We start from the raw sequence: 23,894 nt of genomic DNA on the forward strand, positions 1-23,894 counted from the left end.
ACAACCAACTCCATTTTTTGAGAAAAGGGTTTCGGTGCGGTTCAACCAATACGTCGCAAGACCTCTTCGTTGCTATGGGCCGCATTGAACAACAGCGCACTTAGCAACAGCAGCACGGCGATTGCTACTAACACGCTGAAAAAGGCGAGCACGGCAGCCGAGGCCTGGATGCCGAGCAACACCAGAATCACTGGCGCCGAACATGTCACTCCAGCCAGCAGTGCCGGCAGGGAAGCCAGCAGGTTGACGGCACTGCGGCCTTGATACGCCTTGGAATGCCTGATCGCCAAAAAGGTGAATGCGAGATTGAGTCCCACCAGCCAGCCAAGCAATAAGGCAATGAACAAATTCACGGGGGAGAACAAGTAGGTTGCCAGGCCCAGATTGACGATGGCAATGCCCTCGAAATAAAACAGATTGCGTTGCTTGAAAAGCATCTCCATCGGCGCGTGCGCCCAGAACAGCGAAATATCCGGTCGCCAGCCATGAAAATTCAAATCGCCGATTGCCCACAGGTAGAGCACCGCATAAATTGGCGTGCACCAGTAGATCAAACGCCGTGTCGGCGGAAATCGCCGCAACAGCGGCAACATTTGCCGGGTTTTACGGATGGCAGGACTATTCATGGAGTGCGGTTTTTGGAAAGAACGCGGCCCAGGCGAACCACATGGCATCGTAGGCGTGTACCGGCTCCAACGGCATTTGGCCGGCACGCCAAGTGCCATGCTTGTCGCTGTAGCGACCGTCACGGGCGCTGAACTCGCGTTGTTCCGGATTGCGATAGACGTGTACCGTATCCAGCGCCGGGTCATGGAATGCGGTCAGCGTGGTTCCATTCAGCGTCTTGTTCGCGACACCGGCGACGCGCAGCGTGGACTTGCGGAAAGCCGCTGCGCCTTCTGCGGTACGAGCGCCCGTCACAATTTCTTTCGGTTCTAGACGGCGGTCACTACTGAGCGTCGGAAAAGTCGGTCCGCCTTGCGCGTAATAACCGGTAGGCGGGTTATAGCCGCTGCCGTATGGATCGCGGTGATAGTTGCGGGCATAGCCGGTGCGTCGCGACAGGACACGCGTGTCCGGATAGTGCGCCTGCCACTGGCGCCAGCTTGTCCACACCACCGGGAATGTCTGCAGCGATTGGCCGTTGAGCGGGCCGGAGATGGCGGCGCCCAGCATTTGCGGCCAGTGGCTGCCGGTTGCCCGGTCGTACATGATCAGATTGCTGTTTACCAGACTGCCCGACACGCCAAACGTGGTGTCTCCCCGCTTGAAGCCAATGGCCGTGCCCGTGAGCGGACAGTAAGTCACGCTCAGGCTTTCGCCGCCGACGACATCGTTGACGATTTCATGCCAGACCAGCACCCGACGCGGATAAGCCCTGGCTTCTCCGTTGATCACTACGCCGAAGACCACGTCATCGGGCCGCAAGAAATCGTTTGCTTGCGCGGCCGTCTCGAACCGCGGCCGGTCGATAGCCGGGATGCCGTCTTTCGGGACCCCGCCGGAGATCGCGGCATCCGCCAATCGTTCAAGTGCATAGGGCAGCGGCAGTGTTGTTGCTTGCGTCGGAGGTTTCGCCTCCGCAGCCATGGCAAGCGCCAGTCCGGCAAGGATCGTGCACTCGCGTGCAATGCTTGATATCGATGGGGTACGCATGAAAGCGGCTCCTTCGATAACGCCCTCTAGGTCCGCCGGCCTTGCACCGGTTATGTCTGCGCAAGGCCCGGGGAGGGCGAACAAGCTCGATCAACCTTCATCATCGCTGCGCCGGCTTGTGCCGTCGCAGACCCGCGTAGGAAATCCCCAATACCAGGCCGAAGATCAGGTGGGCTACCACGCCGATCCAGTTCCGCGCTTCCATGAACCAGGGAAAGGCCGCGGGAGCGATCAGATAGAAATTGATGAAGTAGATCGCCAGGCCGAACACGGCACCAATGAGCAAGACATTGGTGCCGCTGAGACGGTGCACGATCCACCCCGCGGCATAGCCGTAAATGGTGGACAGCACGAAGTGGACCAGCATCGCGGCCATCACGATGCCGAAGTCGAAAGTGGCGGGCGGCGGCAAGACATCCTTTCCAAGGACTATCGCCGCCATCATGCGTGGCGGTCCCCATGGGCTCTGACCCATGAATACCATGACCATCAGCATCTCCACGATCAGGAACACGATCCCGGCGATCACACCCGCCCATCCGGCGGCTCGCCAGTCCGTTTTGTCCTGCTGGTAGGACTCTCTAAACCATTCAGTAGACATCATTCGTGCCATGACATTCTCCTTTCCCGGTTGTGCAGGGCGGTCTCAAGATGACGGCCACCCGCATTTTTGATACGTTGCGTTCTCCTTTATGGAAAGCTGCGGAGAGCTTGACGAATAGTTTTCGCGCGGTTCTTTCAACCGCCGAAGTAAATATCCTCGGTCGGGTCCGGAAATCCGTTGCCTCCCGCGCCGCTACCGGTACCGCCGCTACCCGTCGGCTGCATGTTCGCGCAACCGGTCAGCAAGCTCAGGATGAAAATGATTGAAATCGTCTTCATGGTGAATCTCCATCAAAGGGTTTGCCCTTCAACCCGCTGCCGTGTTTCAAGAAAGCAGCCTTCTTGCGATGGGAAATGCAGGAATCGAGCGGCCTCCTTGTTACTTCGTTATTCCTCCTCTTGCGGTTACAGGAGGCGCCTAAAATTTTTGATGTGTGTTTGAGGATTGCGTTCGGTCGGAGGTTGCGCTCGCGCAGGTAAGACCGTTGCTTCAACGTGCCCGGCCGCCTCTCGTTTTTGTTCGTACACCACCACACCGGCATCGATCGGTACCGGCCCCAGCCATGCGGCTTCTTCGATCACCTGCGCCGCGTCCCGATATCCCTGGTCCCAGCGCTCGCGAATCGCCGCCGCCGAAAAATCGGCGTCGCGGGTCGCCGTTTCCCACGGCTTGCCTGTGTAGTTCAGATGGACGATTTCCATCGTCGTGCGGCATCCCAGTGCAGCGAGCGCCTTCAGCCGCGGATCGTCGCGCTTGTCTTTCGGCAGCGACTTGTAGAGCGCGCCGACCGCGCGTCGCAGGTTGTGCTTTTCCTGATACTCGCGGAGGCCGCGCGCCGAGCGGTTGGCATACGCGATGTCCTTGTGCCGCGCGTACACCTCGGCCAGCGACGCCGGTTCTGGGCCTTCCGGGTTGAACAGGTCGACCATGAAGCACAGCGTGTTTACGCGCGGCACGTCGTCGAGCACGACTTCCAGCGGTGTGTTAGATACGATGCCGCCGTCCCAGTACAGCTCGCCGTCGACTTCCACCGGCGGAAAGCCGGGCGGTAGCGCACCGCTGGCCATCACGTGCTCGGGGCCGATGTGCTGGAACAGGCTGTCGAAATAGCGCGACTGGCCGGTCTTGACATGCGCCGCGCCCAGGCTGAGGCGGATGTAATGCTGGTTGATGCAATCGAAATCGACCAGCCGCGACAGGGTCTCGCGCAGCGGCGACGTGTCGTAGTAGCTTGCCTGCTGCGGCGTCGCGGAAACGAATGGGAGGGAAGGGATCGCGAGGCGCGGCGCGAACATGCCGGGCTGTCCGCACAGGATCGTCGTGGTGACGCCGGCGGCATCGTAGGCGCGCCGCCATTGCTCCGGCAGCGACGACACATCCAGCGGATCGGTGCGCGCCACGGTTTGCCAGAAGTCGTGCAAGCGGGGAACGCGATTTTCGAAGACGTTGCCGGCGATCAGTGCAGCATTGATCGCGCCGATCGAGGTGCCGGCGACCCAATCCGGCGCGAAGCCCTTTTCATGTAACGCCTGGTATACGCCGGCCTGGTAGGCGCCGAGCGCGCCTCCGCCTTGCAGAACCAGTGCGATGCGCTCGATGTGGGCGCCTTTCGGAAATGAGGCGGATTCGTTCATGCCGTGCGGACGCAGGTCAAGACGGCTGATTTCAGCGTTGCGTCGCTGGCCTATGCTGGCGCAGGCTGGCATAGGTCCCGCCCAGCACCAGGCCATAGATCAGGTGGGCCACGATGCTGATCCAGTTCCGTGCTTCCATGAACCATGGGAAGATTGCGGGCGCGAACAGGTAGAAGTTGATGAGGTAAATCGCCAAACTGAACGCGCCGCCGATGAGCAAGACGTTGGTGCCGTTGAGGCGGTGCACGATCCAGCCTGTCTTCAGACCGTAAATGATGGACAGTGGAAAATGGACCATCATTGCTGTCATTACGATGCCGAGGTCGAAATCGGCGGGGGGGGCAGCACTTCCTTTCCAAGGACCATCGCTGCGATCATGCGCGGCGGCGCCCACGGACTTTCGCCCATGAACAGCATGACCATCACCATCTCCACGATCAAGAACACAAGCCCGGCGATGATGCCTGCCCATACGGCGGCGCGCCAGTCGGTTCTATCCTGCTGGTAAGACTCTCTCAGCCATTCAGAAGTCATCATTCTTGCCATGACATCCTCCATTTCGACGGTTGAACAAAAGCGGTTTCACGACATCGGACAATTGTCGTTCGCGTAAGGTATTCGAAGAACGGCCTCACGCGATCGTTCCGGCGATATTTCCCATGTCGCGTGTAAGGCCCTGACGGCTTGCACGTCTACGTAGTTTGCGGCGCGCATTGAGTAGTGCTCCCACGATAGGGGATGAAGCGATTCCCGTTGTCAATGCGGAAGCATCTGACGAGAACTGCCGTCTCTCCAACCGAGGAAAGTGCGGGACACTGTCCTTCCTTTTATGTTCGCTTGTTCTCTGCCGGCGGTTACAGGCCGCGCATAAAATTTTTCCATGCATTGGTGTAACCCATTGCACGTCCATAACGAATACATCAATAGACCACAGCATGTCCGCAGACGAGGATCACTTACGCCAACTGATGGTGCGGGCCACGGCCGGGGACGGTCCTGCGTATCGGGCACTTCTGATGGGGCTCGGGAGATACTTGCACGCGTACTTCCGGAAACGGCTTGGCCGCTTGCCGGACGAGGTAGAGGATCTGGTACAGGAGACGCTGCTGGCGGTACACGATCGGCGCCACACCTATGACCAGAATATGCCATTGATCAACTGGGTCCGTGCAATTGCCCATTACAAGCTGGTGGATTTGCTGCGCCGCCGCCATAGACATGATGCATTGAACGATCCTTTGGAGGAGGACAGTGAATTGTCGGCCGAGTGCAACGAGGAATCGATACAGGCGCATTGCGATGTAAAGAGGCTGCTCGAACAGTTGCCTGATCGGCAGCGATTGCCGATTCAATACGTCAAGCTAGACGGGTTGTCGGTCGCCGAAGCCGCCCGGCGAAGCGGCATGTCGGAATCGGCGGTGAAAGTCGCGGTACACCGCGGCCTGAAGTTGCTTGGCAAGAAAATGCGAGGCCGAACATGAGAACCGATGAACTGATCGAATTGCTTGTGGCCGATCTGCGCCCCGTCCCGCGCTTCGCAAGCTTGCGCCGCTTCGGCATCGCAGCGGTCTCTGGTGCCGCCGTCAGCACGTTGATAATGTGGACGGTTCTGGGCGTGCGCCCGGATATCGCCCAGGCGTCGGGACAGTTCATATTCTGGATGAAGCTCGGTGCGCCATTGTGTATCGCCGTCGTCGCCCTCCGTGCGGCGGCACGCTTGTCGCGCCCGGGGATGCCCGTCGGCCGGGCGCCTCTTGCCCTCGCCGCAGGTGTATTGGCGCTTTGGGGATACAGCGCATATGCACTACTGGATGCGGTGCCGGGAACACGCGCGCGACTGATTCTTGGCGACTCCTGGGCGGTCTGCGTGGCCGCCATCTCGATCTTGTCGATCCCGCTGTTCGCGGCAGTGATTTGGGCGATGAAGGGCCTAGCGCCGACCCGGCTGGCATATGCCGGGGCGAGCGGCGGGCTGTTTGCGGGCGCGGTCGCGGCAATCATCTATGCTCTCCACTGTACGGAAGCGCAGGTGCCTTTCTTCGCGGTCTGGAACATGCTCGGGATGCTGCTCCCAACGGTGATAGGCGCCTTCCTGGGGCCGCACCTGTTGCGCTGGTAGCATTGGGCGCGAAGCGAGCGCAACGCGTATCTTGCGGGCATAGGATCGGGTGTCTAGAAACAGCGCCGCATGACCGTGGGGCGGGCCGGGGATGCGTCGGACATGTCTACCTCTGGCACGGCCACGATGCCATCCGCATGCCGGTACAAGGCAGCCACCATTGCGTCGCTCACCGCTGCGCGCGTGCCAGGTCGACTTGGTGCAGACTGCATACCAGCGTTGCGTCGCGTGCGGCGGCTTCCTGCTGCAGTACCGTCAGTGTGTGCCTCGCGAGCACGGGATCAAGTGCCGAAAGCGGTTCATCGACCAGGAATGCCCGTGCCTGCGAGAGCAGCCGCCGCGCGATGGCACAGCGCTGCCGTTCGCCGCATGACAGGCGGTCGACGCGCTCATACAGTTTGTCCTCCAGCTTGAAACGCGCCAGCGCATCGAATGCCGCCTGCGGATCGGCCGGGCGGATCAGGGAGGAGAACGCCTGCGACAGGCTCCATTGCGGCAGGCGCCCCGCCAAAACGGCGGTGACTACCCGCTGGCGCGGCGGCAGCGGCGGTGTTTGCGGAGCCAGGAAAAGGCGGTGGCGCAAGGCATGGCGCTGCGCGTCGCGGATCGTCCAGGGATCGATCCCGAACAGGGAGAAGCTGCCTGCGGCCGGCCGGTGCGCGCAGGCCATGACGTGCAGCAAGGTCGTCTTGCCGGCACCGGATGGGCCGATCAGTGCGAGCTGCTCGCCCTGCGCAACCGAGATTGTCACTCCGGACAGGGCATGCGCGCCGGCGCCGGTGACAGATGGATGACGTACCGAGACGCCGCGTAAATCGAATGTCATGATGTCAGCGAATTCGCATGATCGCGTATCATAGCAAGACACTTGGAAAGCTGCCGCGACACCTGCATTCCTATTCATGCCGACACCGACTTCAATGCAATCCGATACCGATGCAATCCGCCGCGAATTGAGCGAAGGCCTGCTGGCGCCTGCGGCATCGGTCTCACCCAAGTTCTTCTACGACGCGCTCGGCTCCAGGCTGTTCGAGGCGATATGCGAGTTGCCCGAGTATTACCTGACCCGCACCGAGGCTGCGATTTTCGACGCGCACCTGGCCGAGTTTGCGCACGCGGCCGGCCGGCACACGACCCTGATCGATCTCGGCGCGGGCAATTGTGCGAAGGCGGAACGGCTGCTTCCGGCATTGCGGCCGGATCAGTACGTGCCGGTCGATATTTCCGAAGAATTCATGCGCGAGGCCGTGGCACGGGTGCGGGAACGCTTCCCGGCTCTCGATATCGTCACCGTTGCACAGGATTTTTCCGGCGGATTGGTGTTGCTGGAAGCCGTGCGGCACGAGCGACGCCTGTTCTTTTACCCCGGCTCGTCGATCGGTAATTTCTCTCCCGAACTGGCGGTGGCGTTCCTGCGCAACCTGCGCGGCGCCTGCGATGCCGACGGTGGCCTGTTGATCGGTGTCGATCTGGTTAAGGGCAAGGACATCTTGGAAGCCGCATATGACGATGCATTGGGCGTCACGGCTTCGTTCAACCTGAACCTGTTGCTACACCTGAACCGGTTACTGCAAGCGGACTTTAATGTGCGCGACTGGCGTCACCGCGCTTTTTTCAACACCCAGGAAAGCCGCATCGAAATGCATCTGGAAGCCAGACGGGGATTGACGGTCGTGTGGCAAGGTGGCAGTCGGCATTTCGCGGAAGGGGAGCGCATCCACACCGAGAACAGCTACAAGTACACCCAGGAAGCCTTTGCGGCGCTCCTTGAACAGGCCGGGTTCCACGCGCGCCGGACCTGGACCGATGCGCGGGGCTGGTTCATGGTGTGCCACGCATATGCCGGATAGAACGTTCAAATAAATCTGACAGGTTTGTAGGTTGGATTGAGTTCAATGAAAGCCAACATCGTAGACCCACTGGCAACCGTCAATGTTGGGTTTCCTTCGTCAACTCAACCTCTACCGCAATCAGTTGGGTCATCTGCCAGGGTCAGGGACGCACTTCCACTTTTGCCGGGCCCGCCTTCATTTCGCCGATCACTGCCGCATGCGCGAAGCCTTCGCGCGCAAACAGCGCCAGCACCTCATCCACCGTATCGGCATCGCACGATACCAGCAATCCGCCCGAGGTTTGCGGATCGGTCAGGAGCATCTGCTGCACCGGCGTAATGCCTTCCGCGAGTACGACGTCGTGTCCATAACCGGCCCAGTTTCGGCCCGATGCCCCGGTGACGTAACCTTGTCCGGCGAATTCCTGCACCTGCGGCAGCAACGGAATCTGCGCCATGTCCAGCACGGCTCCCAAGCCAGCGCCGCGCGCGAGTTCCAGCGTATGCCCGAGCAGTCCGAAACCGGTGACATCGGTCAAGGCATGCACGCCCGCCATCGCCGACAGTGACTTGCCGGGTTTGTTGAGTTTCGTGGTGTTCTCGATCATCGCCTGGTACCCGGCGGCATCGAGCGCATTCTTCTTCAAGGCCGCCGACAGCACGCCGACACCCAGCGGCTTGCCGAGGATGAGCTTGTCGCCGGGCCGCGCATCGGCGTTGCGCTTGACCTTGTCCGGATGCACCAGACCCATCACGACCAGGCCGTAGATCGGCTCCACCGAATCGATGGTATGGCCGCCGGCGATCGGAATGCCTGCTTCCGCACAGACGGCCTCACCGCCCTGGATGATTTTTCCGATCACCTCGACCGGGAGTTGATTGATCGGCATCGCGACCAGCGCCAGCGCCATGATCGGCGTGCCGCCCATTGCATACACATCGGAGATCGCATTGGTTGCCGCAATCCTGCCGAAATCGAAGGGATCGTCCACGATCGGCATGAAAAAGTCGGTCGTGGCGATCAGCGCCGGGTGCGACCTGAATTGAATATCTAAAGGAGTTGCACTGTCCAAGGCAGTAGTGGCCTTGGAGAAGGAGCCAGCGATGAGCACGCGGGTGACGAAGTGCAACGGATCGACGATCACGGTGGAAACCACGATCGAAGTGGGCGGGCCGATCCTGAGGGCAGAAGAAGCAATTGCGGCGGCGGTGAACGAAGTGGGCATGGCCGCGACGGTGGAAGCGTTGAAGCAATTCGACGCGGACGGCGAACCGCTCATGATTGGCGGGCAGAAATGGACGGCCAAGCGGCCAAAGGAAAAGTATTACCAGACGCCGTACGGCGAAGTGCTGCTGGCGCGATATGCATACCAGAAGGCGGGTGGCGGCAAGACGATCTGTCCGCTGGAGCAAGGGGCGCGGATTCTGCGCAACGCGACGCCGCGATTTGTGAAGATGGTGGCGCACAAGTTGGCACAAAACGCGGCAGCCGATGTGCAGCGCGATTTGGACGAGAACCACGGCCGGCCGGTGTCGAAACTGCTGGTGCAGGAGTTGGGTGCGTACGCCAGCGCGGTGGTGCAAGCGAAGGAAGAAACCTGGACCTACGCGACGCCGCAAGTGGACGCCGAGATTACGGCGGTGGGTATCGGCACGGACGGCACCTGCCTGCTGATGTGCGAAGGTCAATGGCGCGAAGCGATGACGGGCAGTATTTCGCTGTACGACCGGCGTGGCGAACGGCAGCATTCGATTTATGTCGGGGCGGCGCCCGAACATGGCAAAGCCGCCTTCCACGAGCGCATGGAGCGCGAGATTGCTCATGTCAAGGCGTTGTATCCGCAGGTGCGCGTGATCGGCATTGCCGATGGCGCCCGCAGCAACTGGGATTTCCTGGGGCCGCATGTAGATGAGCAGGTTCTCGATTTCTATCATGCCAGCGAATATGTGACGCAGGCGGCAGACGCGATCTTCGCCGGCCATGCGGCATGGGAGCGCCAGGACTGGCTGGAGAGCCGCTGCTCGACGCTCAAGCATGACTGGGACGGCGCGAAGAAGCTGCTGGCGGAATGGAGCGAGATCGATACGGCGCGATGGGAACGGGAGCGGCGCAGGATGCTGGAAGACAGCATGCGCTACTTCACCAACCATGTGCATCAAATGCATTACAAGCGCTACCTCGACATGGGGTGGCCGATCGGTTCGGGTGTGACCGAGGCAGCCTGCAAAACCCTGGTCAAGCAACGCCTGTGCTGCTCCGGAATGCGCTGGAAAGAAGACGGCGCCCAAGCCATCCTGAGTTTGCGCGCCTTACTGCTGACACCAACCCGCTGGGAGCAGTTCTGGCGCAAGCTGGATCAGTATGGCGCCCCTGCCGTCGATCGCTAAGGATGGAGCGTATTTGATTCAGGCCGCACCCATCAGCGCCTGCTCATCGTTCAGTTTGTAGACGGCCGCGTCATCGGCGGTTTCGATGCCAACCAGCAGCTCCTTCGGAACCGGAAAGCCGCTCGAGCGCTTCAGGATGTCGGCCAGCACGCCGGGCGCAATCTTGCAGCCGCAGCCGCCACCGTGGGAAAAGGAAGTGAGTTTGATGCCAGGATCGGCCGGCGTGGTCATGGTCGAGACTCCTTCATGTCATGCGGGATTGGTCAATAGATTATTCATCAGTTGCAGCAGCGCCGCTTGTTCACGATGTGGCAAAAACAGCGGCGCGCGCGCCTCGCATTGCTTTCGCAGATGCGCATGAAACGCGGGCTCGGCGGCGGCGCGGTCGATCAGGCATGCCAGCGCCCGGCTGTCTCCGACTGGAAAGTATCCGGCATAGTCATCGCCGAGCATGCCGCGATTGCCAGATATGTCGCTCGCCAGCACCGGCACGCCACTCGCGACTGCTTCGATGATGACGTTGGCGCCGCCTTCCATTTTCGATGTGAGCGCCATCAGGTGCGCGCGCTTCAGATATTGCCTCGTTTTGGCACGCGGCAGGTCCCCAAGCCAGCGGTAACGCGGAACCGCATGCTGCGTCGCCAGCGCCTGCTCGCCCAAGGCGGGATCGAGCGCACCGCCGATATGCGTCAGCCGCACGCCCGGCGACGTGACCAGGGCGGCGGCGCGCATGAAGGTCAGCGGGTCCTTTTCGTCGCGCAGGTGCCCGACCATCGCGATGTCGACATGCCGGGCACGGGTGGTGCGAACGGCAGGCTTGAGCGCAGGCGCGGATTGATGGATGACGCAGGCCTTGGCGCGCTGCTCCGCGCTCAGTTCCTGCAATCCCGCTTCCTGCAGCACCACTAGGCGGGTCGCCAGCGCCAGCGAGCGCTGCGCGCCGGCATCGGTCCGGATGTCGCGATACAGGTCGGTTCCGGTCAGGACGACCACGCAGGGGCGGTCGGGAAGGGCGTCGGCCACGGCGGCGATCGATGGCGCCGAACGGCGCGCATGCAGCGCAACGAACGCATCGCAGGCGACGCCGTCCCATTCACCAAGAACGGTAACACGGTACTTCTGTCGCAGGAAGCGCGCCCAGCGGCTGGCGGTCTGCCAGTTGCCGTTGTTGGCTTTCGCCGAGGCAGGGCTGATAATAACGATGTGCGGTTTCGTCAATCTCGATTCCTGGGTGGTTTCCGATGAATTCCTCTTTTCGAACGGCTGCGCCGGACGCGCTGGCGGCTGCATTGAATGATGCGCGCGATCATACGCTCGCACTATTCGATTGTTTTGCGTCGGCCGGCCTGGACGACCTTGCCAAGGTACCGCTGCTTCCCATTGTAAATCCGCCACTCTGGGAATTGGGGCACATCGCCTGGTTCGCCGAGTGGTACATCCTGCGCGAAGCGGAATCGAGCGCACCCGGCGCGGCAAAACGGCCTTCGCTGCTCGCCGGTGCGGACACCTGGTTCGATTCCAATACGGTGGCCCACGACACGCGCTGGACACTGGACCTGCCGGCAACCGGTCGCATCCAATCCTATTGCAGCGAAGTGCTGGACGGCGTGCTGACGAAACTGAGGCATGTAGGCAACAGCGACGGGGCACTCTATCCATACCGTTTGATCCTGGCACATGAAGACATGCACGGAGAGGCCTTTGCCTACACCCTGCAGACCCTGGCCGTCGCGCCGCCTCCGCAATTGCCGCAGAACGACGTGCCGCCATCGGTGACGGGCGCCATCGATTTTGCGGGCGGCACTGTCGAACTGGGCAGCGGTCCCGAAGATGGCTTCGTGTTCGATAATGAGAAGTGGGCACATGCCTGTGACCTTCCTCCCTTCAGCATCGATGCATCCCTGGTAACGAATGTGCAGTACTGCGCATTCATTGACGACGGCGGCTATTGCGACATGCGTTTCTGGACCCCGGCAGGACAGGAGTGGCTCGGGCAACAGGACTGCGGAACGCCCATTGCGTGGCGGCGCGACGGCAACGCATGGCTGTGCCGGCGCTTCGACAAGCAGATCGCCCTGCCTCCCATGGAGCCGGTGCGGCATGTCAGCCTGCACGAGGCTCGGGCCTATTGCAACTGGGCCGGCAGGCGCTTGCCAAGCGAAGTCGAATGGGTTCATGCTGCGCAGTCTGGACATACGGGGTTTCGTTGGGGCGATTTGTGGGAGTGGACAAGTTCGCGCTTCGAGCCTTACGCAGGTTTTTCTGCGGACGCGTATCGCGAATATTCGGCGCCTTACTTCATCACGCATCAGACGCTGCGCGGCGCTTCGTTCACCACGCCGGCGCGCCTCCGTTCGACTAAGTTCCGGAATTTCTATGCGCCGCAGCGCAACGACATCTTTGTCGGCTTCCGTACTTGCGCACTGTAGCGGCAAGGATGAACGGCCGTTAAGCGGGAACATCGCCGAGAAAAGGCAGTAGGGTCAGAGAGCTCACTTTTCAATCTTGACGCCACGCCAGAAGGCGATGTGGTTCGCGATCTTCCGGGCGGCCGCGAGTGGCTCGCGGTATGTCCACGCCGCATCCCGGTTCGTTTCGCCGTCGACCACCACATCGTAGTAATTGGCGAAACCCTTCCAGTGGCATCGGGTGAGTTTATCGCTTGGCCAAAGATATTCCTGACGTACTGCATCCGCCGGAAAATAGACATTTCCGTCGACGATCTTGACCTCGCTTTCCGGGGCTTCCGCAATGACGGCACCATTCCAGACAGCTTTCGGCATGTGACCTCCTTCTTGAAATCCACCATCGTCACGCGACGGGTGGATGTTGCTCCTGTTCGGCTTCATGAGCAGGCGGCGGCATCATTGGACAGAATCCCTGTGCCGGCACTTGCAGGGCGGCATTGAATTTGCTCGACAGATTCTGGAAGGCGATCAGCGCGGTCAGTTCAATGAGCGCGTCGTCATCGAAGTGCTCGCGCAGCGCCGCGAATTGCTCCTGGCGGAACTGCTGTCCGGTGCGCGTCACGGTTTCCGCATAATCCAGCGCCGTCTTCTCGCGTGCCGAGAACAGCGTACTGTCGCGGAAAGTTGCGATCGCCAGCAATTTTTCTTCGCTGATGCCGCGCTTAAGCGCAGTCGACGCATTCACGTCGACGCAGAAGCTGCACCAGTTGATCTGCGAAACGCGCACGGTGACCAAGGTACGCAGCGCCGGTTCGATCGGCGATGAACGCCGGTCCAGCGCGCCGTACAACAGCGCGAGGGTAGCGAAGACCTTGGGTGTCCGTCCCCATAGGCGGGCCGGTTCCAGCACCGCGCCGTAGCGGCGCTTCTGGTTCCAGAAAAACAGACGGACATACCAGGGATAGCGATGGGATTCCGGTGTCGTAATGACAGGCATCATGGTTGCCTTTAATAAAATTCAATCAGGCTTCGCTGCGCGCCGGGTAATCGTTCTCAATCGAGCGTGAGTATGAACAGCGGCGGCACCGGCCGGCGGGGAATGACTGGCAACATGACTGTTCTCCTTGGCAATGAAGGTGTGCGCACCCGCAGGTGGCGCACGGTACGGAAAACTACAGACGCAATTCGCGGCCGATCCTTACAGTTTCAAGGTTTCCGCCGCGATGCACGCGTGGTTGCCGTGACGCATGGTCTATAGAACCTTCAAGGTAACCCAGGCAATGCCTGCAGCCATCGGCAAGGTGGCGATCCACGATAGCAGCACGTTGCGCAGCGCGCCTCGATTCAAGGTGCTGGCGCTTGCGCCCACGCCGGCGATCGACCCTACCGATACATGGGTGGTGGAAACCGGCAAGCCGAACTGGCTCGCGCCAAGCACCAATGTTGCTGTGATCAGGTTGGCGGCCACCCCCTGCGTGTGATCCATGCGGGCCACGCGCCGGCTCATCGTTTCGGCCACGCGCCGTGCGAACACCAGGCCGCCGGCCGCCATCACCAGGGTGATCAGCACGAGCGATACGCCGGCATGCAGCATATGTGTCGCAACCAGGAGCGCGGCCAGCTTGGGCGTGTCGTTGACGGCGCGCGCGAAACAGATCAGAGCGGCGGAGCCGGTGTGCAGGCGGTCGAGAACGCGTGCGATCGAAAAGCGTGCGGCCGGCTGCGCCAGTCTGTCGCATGCTGCATCCTCGGCGATCAGCAGTTGCGGCGCGGCGATGCGCAACGTGGCGCCGTCCGGTAGGGACGTGAGCGCCGGCGCGGGCTGCATGATGCATGCGCAATCTCTTTCAACCGGCCGCAAGCGCAGCAAACGATACGTGACGTAGCCCAGCAATGCCGCCGCCACCGGGCTGGATAGCATCGGCAGCAGGAAGCTGCTCCATAGCCTGGCGAACTGTACTTCGCCGGGGCTGGCCGCCCAACCGGCCCCGACGAGGCCGCCGATCAGGGCGTGTGTCGTGGAGATCGGCAGGCCGGCGCGCGTCGCGATGATGACTGTCAGCGCCGCGCCGATTCCGACGCTCGCGATGAACTGCGGCGTGTCGACAATCACCTGCGGCAGCAAGCCCTTGCCCGAAAATTGCTGAACCAGGCCGTTGGCCAGAAACAGCGACAGCAGGCTGCCGGCCAGCGTTGCTACCGTCGCCAGCAACAACGCGCTGCGGTAGCTCAGCGTCTCCGAGCCCCATACCGTGGCAAACCCCTTGAAGTTGTCGTTTGCGCCATTGCCGAACGCCAGGAACAGCGTGACCGGGATCAACAGATATTCCATGCTTGCTCCTGATTGACTGGAAGATGATCAGCAGCAAGCGCTGCCGGTGTTGTTGTACTCATTCTCGTCGAATGGCAGTCCGCCGCCGCAACCCGCGAACAAGCCGTAGTGCCGGCTGAAATCGCCGACGAAGTCGAAATGCTCGCGAAAGCGGGTGTCGTGGAACATGCGCCAGGTATTGCCGCAGACCGGAAATACCCGCCCGGCCTCGATGTCGTGATGCTTGTCGAGTACGAAGCGGTGCGCATGCTCGGGAATGCCGCCGCGATAGATCACCGCTTGCCCATAGTCTTCGCAGGCGCTCTCCAGCCCATCGAGCTTGAACAGGCGGTAGGTGGCGGAGAAGAAGCGGATATTGCCGGTGCGGGCAGCCAGCACGGGATCGGTAATCGCGAGCGGCCGGTCGGCGACCAGGCGCGGATCGGCGAAGCCTTGGCGTTGCGCCAGGCGCAGGAAGTCGTTCCAGTACAACGCGCCGCCAAGGCATTCGCCATACAGCACCGGGTCGTTACGCACCGCTTGCGGGACGCGCCGGTCGGCATAGACGTCGGAAAAATAGAATTCGCCGCCGTCCTTGAGCAGGCGATGCACGCCGGCAAGCACCGCATCCTTGTCCGGCGACAGGTTGACCACGCAATTGGACACGATCACGTCGAAGCTGGCGGCATCGAGGCCAAGTTCGTCGAGCTGTTCGATGTAGCCATGAAGGAAGCGCACGTTGTCGAAGCCGAACGCGTCGCGATGGAACGGCCGGTGGCGCTCGGCAACGGCGAGCTGTTCCTCGGTCATGTCGACGCCGATCACTTCGCCTGTGGGGCCGACCAATTGCGCCAATGCATAGACGTCGCGTCCCGAGCCGCAACCGAGGTCGAGTACGCGGCAACCTTCCAGTAACGGCGGACAAACGAGGCCACAGCCGTAATAGCGCGACAGGACTTCCGGATGGATGCGCGCCAGCAGCGGCTTGAGCCAATCCGGTACCTGGCTGATGTCGCAGCAGGCGCTGGTCTTGAGGTCACCCGAGTGTTGCAGCTGGCGACCGTAATAATCCTGGACAATGTCATGCATGGCAATGGGTCTCCCTTTATTTGGTCATGATGTCGAACCGTTTAACAATAGACGCACCATGAGGCGGTTTCTTACAGTGATGCGTGCAGGAAAACCGATGTTCCTGCGCGTGATTGCCTTCAAAACCTTGTCGTGAGATCGACGAGCCACGCCGGGCTATGCGCCACGATGAATGCTTCGAGCGACTTGTCGAGGCCCGAGACGATGGATAGGCCGACGGCAAGGAAGACGATGCCAAGGACAGTCTTTCCAAGCGTGCCAGCCTGTAGCAAACGCTGGCGCGTCCGAATGATCGCCGCGCGCGACAGGCTTCCCAGCAGGATCAAGGGCAATCCGGCGCCGAAGCCGAACAGCGCCATCACCAGCACCACCTGCGGCAATTGCTGCCCTTGCGCTGCCAGCGTGGCGGCGGCGCCCAGCGTTGGCCCGACGCATGGACTCCATACCACACCGAGCAACAGGCCCACCATGAACTGGCCCCGCAAGCCTTGAGGACTCAAGCGGTCCATCAACTGCATGCCACTGTTGCTCACGCCCGACGCGGCCGTCGCGAATCGCCGCTGGAGCGGCGCCGACAGCAGCACGATGGCAAACGCGATCATCAGAATCGCGCCGGCATCGCGCAATTGCGTCCCCTCCAGGCCGATTGCGGCGCCGACGGTCGCCAGGAACAGACCGACGCCCGCGAAGGAGAGCGACAACCCGAGCGCCAGCAGCCATGCCCCGCGCCTGTGGACATTTGCCGCCGTCGTCAACAGAATCGGCACGATCGGCAAGACGCATGGCGACAGGATCGACAGCACGCCGGAAAGCCACGCCAGCGCATAGCTGCCTGCACCCAATACCATATCCGCCTCGCTCAGAGCGCTTTCCGGAATAGAGCGTCAATGTCGTCGCGCCGGGTTTGCCCCATCGAGCGCGCGACTTCCTTGCCATCCTTGAACACCACCAGGGTTGACTGCGCGGTGACTTTCAGTCGGCGCTTGAGCTCGCGCTCCGTATCGAAGTCGGCGAAAAAGACCTTGATGTCCTTCAGTTGCCGATCGGTCTGCAACGCTTCGATTGCCGTCTGCTGCATCCGGCAGGTCGAACACCAGGCCGCATGGAAGTCGACCACCACGGGCTGGCCCGAGCGGACCGCCTTGTCGAAATCCGCCTGATTAAAGGGAAGCGTGTCCGCATGGGCCGGCATGGCGATGAGCAGGGATCCGCACAGGGCGGCAATCAGGGAAATCAGGTGTCGCATGAGTCGGCTCCAAGGTGGTTGATCGAGACAAGGACTTGGACGGACGGAATGCCGATTCCTTACAACAATTTGGGCGTGCGACGAATGGCGCCATATCCGTGGAGCGACGACAGACCTTCAGTGCAGGCTGATATCAAAAATTGACTTGAATCAATTAAATCGGAAAGCCTGCGCCGGCCTGCCAAAGTAGTTGTAAGTTTGAAGAAACTTTGCCGTCTCAGTGAATGCGGCTGTTGCCAGCCGTTCGCCGGGGGTGCGTGGTTCGGTGATGAAAACAGGCGTCGCCGGGGCGCAACGGTGGCCGGGCAGCGACGCGTGCGAAACCGGATATCCAAACAAGAATGGAGGCGGAAAATGCAATCGAACATGTTGCGGAACGGTATGTTGGCGGCGTCGCTCTTGCTCTCGATGTCGTGGGCGGCGGCGGGAAATCCTTGTAATCCATGTGCTCCAAAGGCGGCGAACCCGTGCGCGGCCAAGCACAAGAACCCCTGCAATCCATGCGCCGGCGGCAATCGCATCGATTCCAGGCTGGTGACGCGCCCGGCCGGCACCAAGCTCGCCACCGGCAACGCGTCGGATCTGGTCAAGGAAGGCGAAAAACTCTGGAATAGCAAGGCGCTCAGCACCAATGGCATGGCGTGCGCGACCTGCCACCAGAACAATGGCGCCTTCAATGCGAGTTTCGCCAAACCTTATCCGCACGCCGTCGAAATGGTACGGGAGCGTTCCGGCCTGAAGAAAATCGCGCTCGACGAAATGGTCCAGTTCTGCATGCTCGCGCCGATGGCCGCCAAACCGCTGCCTTGGGATTCGCGCGAACTGGCCGCATTGACGGCTTATTCCGGACAGGTGCAAAAGCATTTCAAACCGGCCGCGGCCAATCCGTGTGCGGCAAAAAATCCTTGCACTCCGTCCAATCCGTGCGCCCCGCGCAAGTGACGGCAGCGCGTTAATCGTATCCAAGGCTCTGCCGGGGATGTCTTGCCTTGCATTTCTACCAACTTCAAGGAGAACCTGTCATGAACACCAAAAAATTGATCGCCACGCTGGCCACCGGTTGCGCCTTCGTCCTTGCCGGCGCGGCGCCGGCGTATGCAGCCGATGCCAAGGCCAATCCCTGCAATCCGTGCGCGCCAAAGGCATCCAGCCCGTGCGCGGGCAAGGCCGACATGGGCAAGCAAAAGAAAAAGGCGAAGAAGATGTCCTCCAATCCGTGCGCACCGAAAGCGTCCAACCCGTGCGCCGCCAAGAACCCTTGCGCGCCCAAGCAGTAAGCGGCACGTGATGCGAAGAATGACAGCACGGACCAGGTTCAAGCCGGCGCCTTCTCTCCGTCGGTACCGGTCGGCGCTGTCATTTGTCCTGTTGGCGTTCGTGCTGGGCGGGTGCGAACGGCCAGCCCCATCCGCTCCTGCGGCGAAGGCGCCGCCGGTACCAGAGGCCACGCAGGAGGAACTGCGATTCCTCGAACAACACTGGGCGCGTCCGCTGCCGCCGCAGGGAAGCGCACCGCCATCGCTGAAGGCACAGGGAGTCACGCTTGCACCGGAAAGCTGTGCGACCTGTCATGCGCAGCAGTTCGAGGATTGGCGCACCAGCTTGCACAGTCGCGCGATGGGACCCGGCATCTTGGGGCAGTTGGTGACGATGCCGGCGCATGCGAAAGACGAGCATCAGAACTGCATCCGCTGCCACGCGCCACTGGCCGAGCAGGCCGACAGTCTTGCGGCGTCGTTGGGCGAGGGAGCACGCCGGCCGCCGACGGCGCGATCGGTCAAGTCGCTGCATGAGCAAGGGCTGGTCTGCGCGGCCTGCCATGTGCGCAATTATGAGTGGCACGGCCCGCCGCGCCGTGACGGCAGCCGCCTGAGCGGCGATCCGCAGGCTTTTCCTCACGGCGGCTGGAAAGCCAATACGGCATTCGAACGCTCGCAGTTCTGCGCCGCCTGCCATCAATTCAAGGACGATGAATTCGCGTTGAACGGCAAGCTGCTCGAAAACACCTATCGCGAATGGCAGGACAGCCGCTTTGCGCGGGAGGGCAGGGCGTGCCAGTCCTGCCACATGCCGGATCGGCGCCATCTCTGGCGCGGCATCCACGACCCCGAGATGGTGAAACAGGGCATCGATATTCGCGTCGGCGAGGCCGCCATGCAGGGACGTAAATTGGCCGCCCGCATGCGCGTCGCCAATACCGGCGTCGGCCACTATTTCCCGACCTATGTCACGCCCAAGGTCGTGCTGCGCGCCTGGCAGGAAGATGCTTCCGGACGCATGCTTGCAGGAACGGCGCAGGAATACGTGATCGGCCGCCAGATTAGTCTCGACCTTAGTCGTGAGATCGCCGATACCCGCATCGCCCCCGATCACGAAGCCGTGTTCGATTACCGCGTCGCGCGCCATGATGCCGCCGCTGCGCTGAAGTTCGAAGTGGAGGTACAGCCCGACGCGTTCTACCTGGAGTTCTACCTCGCGCTGCTGGAGAACTCGGATAGCGCGGAAAGTCGGCGATTGATCACCCAGGCACGGGACCATGCGAAGGCGTCGCCGTACGTGGTGTTTTCAAAACGTTTGCCGTTACCTTGATTTGACTTGGCTCAAGGCTTTCGTGTCACGGACTAGGTAGAAACGACAAGAGAGGGCAACCCGGATCTACCCTTCGGAGGTGAATGATGATGTGGGATGGCACATGGGGATGGCACTGGCTCGGTGGTATCGGGATGGTTCTCTTTTGGCTATTGATCGTCTTGCTGGTGCTCGGCGCACTCAAATACCTGCGCGCCGACACGCGCGACCGGCCTGGCGCCGAGAGCGGCAAGACGGCGATGGACTACCTGAACGAAGCCTATGCCAGGGGCGAGATTACGCGTGAAGAGTATCTGCAAAAGCGCACGGACATTCGCGGGCAGTGAAACCGTCGACGGGAGTTTGTCGGGGCGCGTGGTTCGGTGATGAGAACAGGCGTCGCCGGTCAAGCGAGCACGACGTCGGCAGGGGAAACGATGACGCGAATGTCGGCGCCGTAGCAGACGAGTTTCTTCCCTTTCTGGATGACCGCACTGACTATGAACAGGTTCTCGGGCGACTGGCCTCGGCGGTTGGCGCGCTCCCAAAGTGCCTTGAAGCGCGCCGACCGCAGATGAACGATATGGCCGACGTATTGCTGCAGATTTTTCATGGTCGTTTTCCCTTCGTGCCCAATGGAAACGGACGTCTCAATGCTTGGACGCTGATATTGTGGAATTTCTTACACCGGCCATGTAAGAAATTGCGCGGCAGACCGTCCAAGGCCTTATCCATCACCGCCGTACAAACAAAGGAGCGCTCATGTTGAAGGGTAAAGCAGCGCTGGTGACCGTCCAATGATACGGGAGCATCGATGATGAAATCCAAAACCGGACAACAGGACGCGACGGAGGCGCGCCATGGCGCGTAATCCTTCGGCATGCGCTGTCACGCAAACACGGCATCCGGTTGGCTTGCCGGGGCAGGTCGTGCTCGTCTTCCAGGGCGGCGGCGCGCTCGGCGCCTACCAGGCCGGCGTCTACGAAGCCTTGCACGAGGCCGGCATCGAGCCGGATTGGGTGATCGGCACCTTGATCGGCGCCATCAACGGCGCGATCATCGCCGGCAACCGGGTGGAACACCGCCTGGAGCGCCTGCGCGAATTCTGGTCCCGTCTGGAGCAGCCTCACGGATTTCCGCTGTTCGGTAACATGCTGCCGAATTTCGCGACCGTCACGCAAGGCATCCGCGGATTCTTCAGTCCGAATCCGGCCTCCTGGAGCGGATTGTGCACGGCGGTCGGCGTCGAACATGCGTCGTACTACCGCACCGATCCGCTGCGGAAGACGCTGCGGGATCTGGTCGACTTCGACTGCCTCAAGGAACGCCGCACGCGCCTGACGGTCGGCGCCGTGAACGCCAACACCGGCCGCATGCGCTATTTCGACAGCCGCGACGAAACGCTCGGCGCCGAGCATGTGATGGCATCCGGCGCGTTGCCGCCCGCCTTTCCCGCCGTGCGCATTGACGGCCAGCCGTACTGGGACGGCGGCATCTATTCCAATACGCCGATCGAAGCCGTGCTGGACGACAATCCGCGCCGCGACTCCGTGATTTTTTCGGTGCAGATGTGGAATCCGGAAGGAACGGAGCCCGAGAGCCTGTGGCAGGTGATGGGCCGGCAGAAGGATATCCAGTATGCGAGCCGCACCTGCCATATCGAGCGGCAGCGCCAGTTGCATCACCTTCGCCACGTGATCCGTGAACTGTCGCGGCATCTTCCGCCCAAATTGCAGCGCTCGCCTGAAATCCGCGAACTGGCTGCATGGGGATGCGGCACGACGATGCACGTGATCAAGCTCGACGCGCCGCATCTGCCGGGCGAAGACCATACCAAGGATATCGACTTCACGCGTGCCGGCATTGCTGCGCGCCGGAAGGCCGGTTACGAGGATGCCATGGCCGTCGTGCGGCAAAAGCCGTGGACGAACGAAGTGGATCCGATCGAAGGCGTGCTCATTCATGACACCCTCTAATTTCGAGGTGCCGAGCCAATGTCGCCAGACTTCTCCGAAAGCCGTGGCGGCGGGGGCAGAAATTCGATGTCGCCATACCAGGCAACCGCACTTTCGCCGGTATTGTCGGTATCGGTCGCCACGCCGATCGCCACAACTTCCGGCGGATCCTCGCCGAACGCGGCGCGGAAATCCGCCGCCAGGTCGCGCGTTTCCGTTACCCATTGACCGGCATGCGCGGCGCCGCTGCGCAGCACGATCATGCGGGCGCGGTCGGTGTAGGCGTTGGGTTGAATGGTGCCGACCGGCTGGCGATTGTCCCAAACGTAATTGAGCGCCGCAGTCGGAATTTTCTGGCCGTACAATGTTTCGGCCAGCGCCAGCTTGGCGCGCGTGCCGAACGACAGCTTTTCCGCCGGATAGTCGAACATCACGTAAACACGTGCCGCGTAGTCGTCGCCGGCCTTTTGCGTCATGTCCGCGCGTTTCAGCGGCGCTGCGATTTTCCAGCGCCAGCGCAGCAACGGGGTTTCCCGCACATCGACGCGCACCGCATGGATGAGGCCCGACATTGCTTGCTCGGCCTCGGCCTTGAGCACCGTCCGGCCGGAATCCGGGACCAGGCTGTAACGCGTGTCATTGGCCTTGGGTGCCGGCTTGAGGGCCTGCCATCCGGTCACCTGGCCGCCGGGACGCATTGCCGAGAATGCAGCCACCTCCGGCGCCGCTACGGCGCCGCCCGCGAGGCAAATAAACAAACCGCATACGGCTGCAATACGCATCGCCCTCATTCAAGCCACTCCTTGGGAACATGTTCAAGATCTTCGGATTCGTCCACGTCGGCAAACGTTTGCAGCTCGGCGCACAGCAGGCCGCGCTGCTTGAGGCGCGCGCGGGTTCGAGTCATCACCTGATCGGTGCTCCATGGGATGCCTTCGAACAGGCAAGGCATGGGCTGCATGGACTGCGAGACGCCGACCAGGACATATCCGCCATCCGTGGCCGGCGCGAATACTGCCGGCTGGGATTTGAGCAATTGCGCGGCTTCGCGCAGCGGCACGGGACCGAGTCCAGGCGCATCGGTCCCAATCAGCACGGCGCTACGGTAATGCGCCAGGTTCCGCACCAGGGCGCGATGCATGCGTGCACCCAGGTCACCGTCGCCTTGCAGCGTCAGGCGGACGTCGAGATCGGCGGCGGCCTGCCGGAACGCCGGGTGCGTATCGTCCGGCGCGCAGCACAGTTCGACCGGACCAATGCCTGCGTCGATTGCTTTCGCCAGCGTGTCGCTCAACATGCGTACCGCCAGACGCGCCGCGGCTTCATCGCCCAGCACACGGGCCAGGCGGGTCTTCGCGTAGCCGGGCACTGGCGCCTTCGCAAATACGATCAATGCGCAACCGGATTTCATCGATACTCCTTTGCCAGTTGTTCCGCCGGCGTGCCGAACCAATAACGCGTGCGCAAGCTCCACATCAGGACGATGGTGCGCCACACGCCGCGCGTTTCCCAGCGCCGTCCGGACGTCGTCACTTGCGCGCACAGGCACAGCGGCGCCGAACGTTGTTTCAATCGGCGCGACAATTCGATGTCTTCCATCAGCGGTTGTGCCGGAAAACCGCCAACGGCAAAAAAATCCTCGCGCTTCACGAATATCGCCTGATCGCCGGTGGCGATGCCGGTCAGGCGCGAACGCCAGTTCATCATCGATGCGATCAGCTTGAGCATGGCGGGGCGGCCCGCGATGCGCACGTCGAAGCGCCCCCACACATGGTTCGACTTTGCGAGGCCGTCAAGGATCAAGTCGGCGGGATTGTCCGGCAGCAGCGTATCGGCGTGCAGGAAAAGCAGCGTCCCTCCGCGGGACAGCGCCGCGCCGGCATTCATCTGGCTGGCGCGCCCGCGCTCGGCGTGGATGAGACTGTCCGCCAGCGGCCCCGCAAGGCGCGCGGTATCGTCGGTACTGCCGCCGTCGACGACGATGAGCTCGCCGCCGCCGGCACGCAAAGGCTGCAGCGCGCGCAGCACGGCCTCGATCTGAGCCGCTTCGTTCAATACGGGAATGATCACGGACAAGCGCATGCC

The 23,894-nt window shown here is 61.8% G+C and carries 29 protein-coding genes and 2 pseudogenes; 10 read left to right on the forward strand and 21 right to left on the reverse strand.

Features of this window, described 5'->3' with window-relative positions; genetic code table 11:
* Window positions 1–41: 41 nt before the first annotated feature.
* The 7 genes from AC3WOY_RS22455 to AC3WOY_RS22485 form a co-directional block, all read right to left on the reverse strand.
* Entirely contained in the window at window positions 42–626 is a 585-nt protein-coding gene (locus AC3WOY_RS22455; RefSeq protein ID WP_492427818.1) for a hypothetical protein, read from the reverse strand.
* Window positions 619–1,656 carry a DUF3179 domain-containing protein gene (locus AC3WOY_RS22460; RefSeq protein ID WP_492427820.1) on the reverse strand — a complete coding sequence of 346 codons (1,038 nt, stop codon included), beginning with the start codon at window positions 1,654–1,656 and terminating at the stop codon, window positions 619–621. Before AC3WOY_RS22460 ends, AC3WOY_RS22455 begins: the two co-directional genes overlap by 8 nt.
* A 100-nt stretch (window positions 1,657–1,756) precedes the next feature.
* Entirely contained in the window at window positions 1,757–2,269 is a 513-nt protein-coding gene (locus AC3WOY_RS22465; protein WP_492427822.1) for a hypothetical protein, read from the reverse strand.
* 125 nt (window positions 2,270–2,394) lie between these two features.
* Window positions 2,395–2,538, reverse strand: a complete 144-nt coding sequence (locus tag AC3WOY_RS22470) for a hypothetical protein (protein WP_492427824.1) — start codon at window positions 2,536–2,538, stop codon at window positions 2,395–2,397.
* A gap of 126 nt (window positions 2,539–2,664) precedes the next feature.
* A complete protein-coding gene (locus AC3WOY_RS22475; RefSeq protein WP_492427826.1) occupies window positions 2,665–3,894 on the reverse strand; it encodes a patatin-like phospholipase family protein in 1,230 nt (409 codons plus the stop codon).
* A 31-nt stretch (window positions 3,895–3,925) separates the two neighbouring features.
* The gene (locus AC3WOY_RS22480) at window positions 3,926–4,204 is read right to left on the reverse strand and encodes a hypothetical protein (protein WP_492427828.1); all 279 of its coding nucleotides are present in this window, start codon (window positions 4,202–4,204) and stop codon (window positions 3,926–3,928) included.
* The gene (locus AC3WOY_RS22485; RefSeq protein ID WP_492427830.1) at window positions 4,204–4,440 is read right to left on the reverse strand and encodes a hypothetical protein; all 237 of its coding nucleotides are present in this window, start codon (window positions 4,438–4,440) and stop codon (window positions 4,204–4,206) included. The genes AC3WOY_RS22480 and AC3WOY_RS22485 overlap by 1 nt, the downstream gene beginning before the upstream one ends.
* Window positions 4,441–4,829: 389 nt before the next feature.
* Here AC3WOY_RS22485 and AC3WOY_RS22490 point away from each other — a divergent pair, with 389 nt between their 5' ends.
* Together AC3WOY_RS22490 and AC3WOY_RS22495 are read left to right on the forward strand one after the other, a co-directional pair.
* Window positions 4,830–5,375 (forward strand): sigma-70 family RNA polymerase sigma factor, encoded by a 546-nt coding sequence (locus tag AC3WOY_RS22490; RefSeq protein WP_492427832.1) that lies wholly within the window; start codon window positions 4,830–4,832, stop codon window positions 5,373–5,375.
* Window positions 5,372–6,013 (forward strand): NrsF family protein, encoded by a 642-nt coding sequence (locus AC3WOY_RS22495; protein WP_492427834.1) that lies wholly within the window; start codon window positions 5,372–5,374, stop codon window positions 6,011–6,013. Before AC3WOY_RS22490 ends, AC3WOY_RS22495 begins: the two co-directional genes overlap by 4 nt.
* 169 nt (window positions 6,014–6,182) lie before the next feature.
* Here AC3WOY_RS22495 and AC3WOY_RS22500 read toward each other — a convergent pair whose 3' ends face one another.
* Window positions 6,183–6,839, reverse strand: coding sequence for a phosphonate ABC transporter ATP-binding protein (locus AC3WOY_RS22500; RefSeq protein ID WP_492427836.1), 657 nt, complete (start codon window positions 6,837–6,839; stop codon window positions 6,183–6,185).
* A gap of 94 nt (window positions 6,840–6,933) precedes the next feature.
* Between AC3WOY_RS22500 and egtD the strand changes: the two genes are divergently transcribed.
* A complete protein-coding gene (egtD, locus tag AC3WOY_RS22505) occupies window positions 6,934–7,863 on the forward strand; it encodes an L-histidine N(alpha)-methyltransferase (RefSeq protein ID WP_492427838.1) in 930 nt (309 codons plus the stop codon).
* A 142-nt stretch (window positions 7,864–8,005) separates the two neighbouring features.
* Here the strand turns inward: egtD and selD are convergent.
* Window positions 8,006–8,872, reverse strand: a pseudogene (gene selD / locus AC3WOY_RS22510) (selenide, water dikinase SelD); the annotation flags it as partial.
* A 76-nt stretch (window positions 8,873–8,948) separates the two neighbouring features.
* Between selD and AC3WOY_RS22515 the strand changes: the two are divergent.
* Window positions 8,949–10,232, forward strand: coding sequence for an ISKra4 family transposase (locus AC3WOY_RS22515; protein WP_492427840.1), 1,284 nt, complete (start codon window positions 8,949–8,951; stop codon window positions 10,230–10,232).
* 30 nt (window positions 10,233–10,262) lie between these two features.
* Here AC3WOY_RS22515 and AC3WOY_RS22520 read toward each other — a convergent pair.
* Together AC3WOY_RS22520 and senB are read right to left on the reverse strand one after the other, a co-directional pair.
* A pseudogene (locus AC3WOY_RS22520) lies at window positions 10,263–10,463 on the reverse strand (selenide, water dikinase SelD); the annotation flags it as partial.
* 18 nt (window positions 10,464–10,481) lie between these two features.
* Window positions 10,482–11,450, reverse strand: coding sequence for a selenoneine biosynthesis selenosugar synthase SenB (senB, locus tag AC3WOY_RS22525; RefSeq protein ID WP_492427842.1), 969 nt, complete (start codon window positions 11,448–11,450; stop codon window positions 10,482–10,484).
* Window positions 11,451–11,473: 23 nt separating this feature from the next.
* On the opposite strand from senB, the gene senA reads away from it, so the two are divergent.
* Window positions 11,474–12,661, forward strand: a complete 1,188-nt coding sequence (gene senA, locus AC3WOY_RS22530; RefSeq protein ID WP_492427844.1) for a selenoneine synthase SenA — start codon at window positions 11,474–11,476, stop codon at window positions 12,659–12,661.
* A 63-nt stretch (window positions 12,662–12,724) separates the two neighbouring features.
* Here senA and AC3WOY_RS22535 read toward each other — a convergent pair whose 3' ends face one another.
* From AC3WOY_RS22535 to AC3WOY_RS22560, 6 genes are all read right to left on the reverse strand, one after another.
* On the reverse strand, window positions 12,725–13,015 hold the full coding sequence (locus tag AC3WOY_RS22535; RefSeq protein ID WP_492427846.1) for a DUF427 domain-containing protein: 291 nt from the start codon (window positions 13,013–13,015) through the stop codon (window positions 12,725–12,727).
* Window positions 13,016–13,043: 28 nt separating this feature from the next.
* Window positions 13,044–13,640, reverse strand: a complete 597-nt coding sequence (locus AC3WOY_RS22540) for a carboxymuconolactone decarboxylase family protein (protein ID WP_492427848.1) — start codon at window positions 13,638–13,640, stop codon at window positions 13,044–13,046.
* Window positions 13,641–13,892: 252 nt separating this feature from the next.
* Window positions 13,893–14,972 (reverse strand): inorganic phosphate transporter, encoded by a 1,080-nt coding sequence (locus AC3WOY_RS22545; protein ID WP_492427850.1) that lies wholly within the window; start codon window positions 14,970–14,972, stop codon window positions 13,893–13,895.
* A 27-nt stretch (window positions 14,973–14,999) separates the two neighbouring features.
* On the reverse strand, window positions 15,000–16,040 hold the full coding sequence (locus AC3WOY_RS22550; protein ID WP_492427852.1) for a methyltransferase domain-containing protein: 1,041 nt from the start codon (window positions 16,038–16,040) through the stop codon (window positions 15,000–15,002).
* Between the two features lie 119 nt (window positions 16,041–16,159).
* Window positions 16,160–16,888, reverse strand: coding sequence for a cytochrome c biogenesis CcdA family protein (locus tag AC3WOY_RS22555; protein ID WP_492427854.1), 729 nt, complete (start codon window positions 16,886–16,888; stop codon window positions 16,160–16,162).
* An 11-nt stretch (window positions 16,889–16,899) separates the two neighbouring features.
* The gene (locus AC3WOY_RS22560) at window positions 16,900–17,286 is read right to left on the reverse strand and encodes a thioredoxin family protein (RefSeq protein WP_492427856.1); all 387 of its coding nucleotides are present in this window, start codon (window positions 17,284–17,286) and stop codon (window positions 16,900–16,902) included.
* A 354-nt stretch (window positions 17,287–17,640) separates the two neighbouring features.
* Between AC3WOY_RS22560 and AC3WOY_RS22565 the strand changes: the two genes are divergently transcribed.
* From AC3WOY_RS22565 to AC3WOY_RS22580, 4 genes are all read left to right on the forward strand, one after another.
* Window positions 17,641–18,228, forward strand: coding sequence for a c-type cytochrome (locus AC3WOY_RS22565; protein ID WP_492427858.1), 588 nt, complete (start codon window positions 17,641–17,643; stop codon window positions 18,226–18,228).
* A gap of 80 nt (window positions 18,229–18,308) precedes the next feature.
* The gene (locus AC3WOY_RS22570) at window positions 18,309–18,563 is read left to right on the forward strand and encodes a hypothetical protein (protein WP_492427860.1); all 255 of its coding nucleotides are present in this window, start codon (window positions 18,309–18,311) and stop codon (window positions 18,561–18,563) included.
* 19 nt (window positions 18,564–18,582) lie between these two features.
* Window positions 18,583–19,875: a multiheme c-type cytochrome gene (locus AC3WOY_RS22575; RefSeq protein WP_492427862.1), complete on the forward strand. Its 1,293-nt coding sequence runs from the start codon at window positions 18,583–18,585 to the stop codon at window positions 19,873–19,875.
* A gap of 83 nt (window positions 19,876–19,958) precedes the next feature.
* Window positions 19,959–20,201, forward strand: a complete 243-nt coding sequence (locus AC3WOY_RS22580) for an SHOCT domain-containing protein (RefSeq protein ID WP_492427864.1) — start codon at window positions 19,959–19,961, stop codon at window positions 20,199–20,201.
* Between the two features lie 59 nt (window positions 20,202–20,260).
* On the opposite strand, the gene AC3WOY_RS22585 is transcribed toward AC3WOY_RS22580, so the two are convergent.
* On the reverse strand, window positions 20,261–20,467 hold the full coding sequence (locus tag AC3WOY_RS22585; RefSeq protein ID WP_492427866.1) for a hypothetical protein: 207 nt from the start codon (window positions 20,465–20,467) through the stop codon (window positions 20,261–20,263).
* A 247-nt stretch (window positions 20,468–20,714) separates the two neighbouring features.
* On the opposite strand from AC3WOY_RS22585, the gene AC3WOY_RS22590 reads away from it, so the two are divergent.
* Window positions 20,715–21,830: a patatin-like phospholipase family protein gene (locus AC3WOY_RS22590; protein ID WP_492427868.1), complete on the forward strand. Its 1,116-nt coding sequence runs from the start codon at window positions 20,715–20,717 to the stop codon at window positions 21,828–21,830.
* Here AC3WOY_RS22590 and AC3WOY_RS22595 read toward each other — a convergent pair.
* Genes AC3WOY_RS22595 through AC3WOY_RS22605 form a run of 3 tightly spaced genes read right to left on the reverse strand, consistent with a single transcriptional unit; the run spans window position 21,827 to window position 23,891 of the window.
* On the reverse strand, window positions 21,827–22,600 hold the full coding sequence (locus AC3WOY_RS22595) for a DUF3047 domain-containing protein (protein WP_492427870.1): 774 nt from the start codon (window positions 22,598–22,600) through the stop codon (window positions 21,827–21,829). The two genes, AC3WOY_RS22590 and AC3WOY_RS22595, sit on opposite strands and share 4 nt — an antisense overlap.
* Window positions 22,597–23,220 carry a TIGR04282 family arsenosugar biosynthesis glycosyltransferase gene (locus AC3WOY_RS22600; RefSeq protein WP_492427872.1) on the reverse strand — a complete coding sequence of 208 codons (624 nt, stop codon included), beginning with the start codon at window positions 23,218–23,220 and terminating at the stop codon, window positions 22,597–22,599. The genes AC3WOY_RS22595 and AC3WOY_RS22600 overlap by 4 nt, the downstream gene beginning before the upstream one ends.
* Complete coding sequence (locus tag AC3WOY_RS22605; protein WP_492427874.1) at window positions 23,217–23,891, reverse strand: TIGR04283 family arsenosugar biosynthesis glycosyltransferase; 675 nt, start codon at window positions 23,889–23,891, stop codon at window positions 23,217–23,219. Before AC3WOY_RS22605 ends, AC3WOY_RS22600 begins: the two co-directional genes overlap by 4 nt.
* Window positions 23,892–23,894 lie beyond the last annotated feature (3 nt).

The sequence above is a fragment of the Noviherbaspirillum sp. FW303-A3 genome (genome assembly GCF_058788695.1).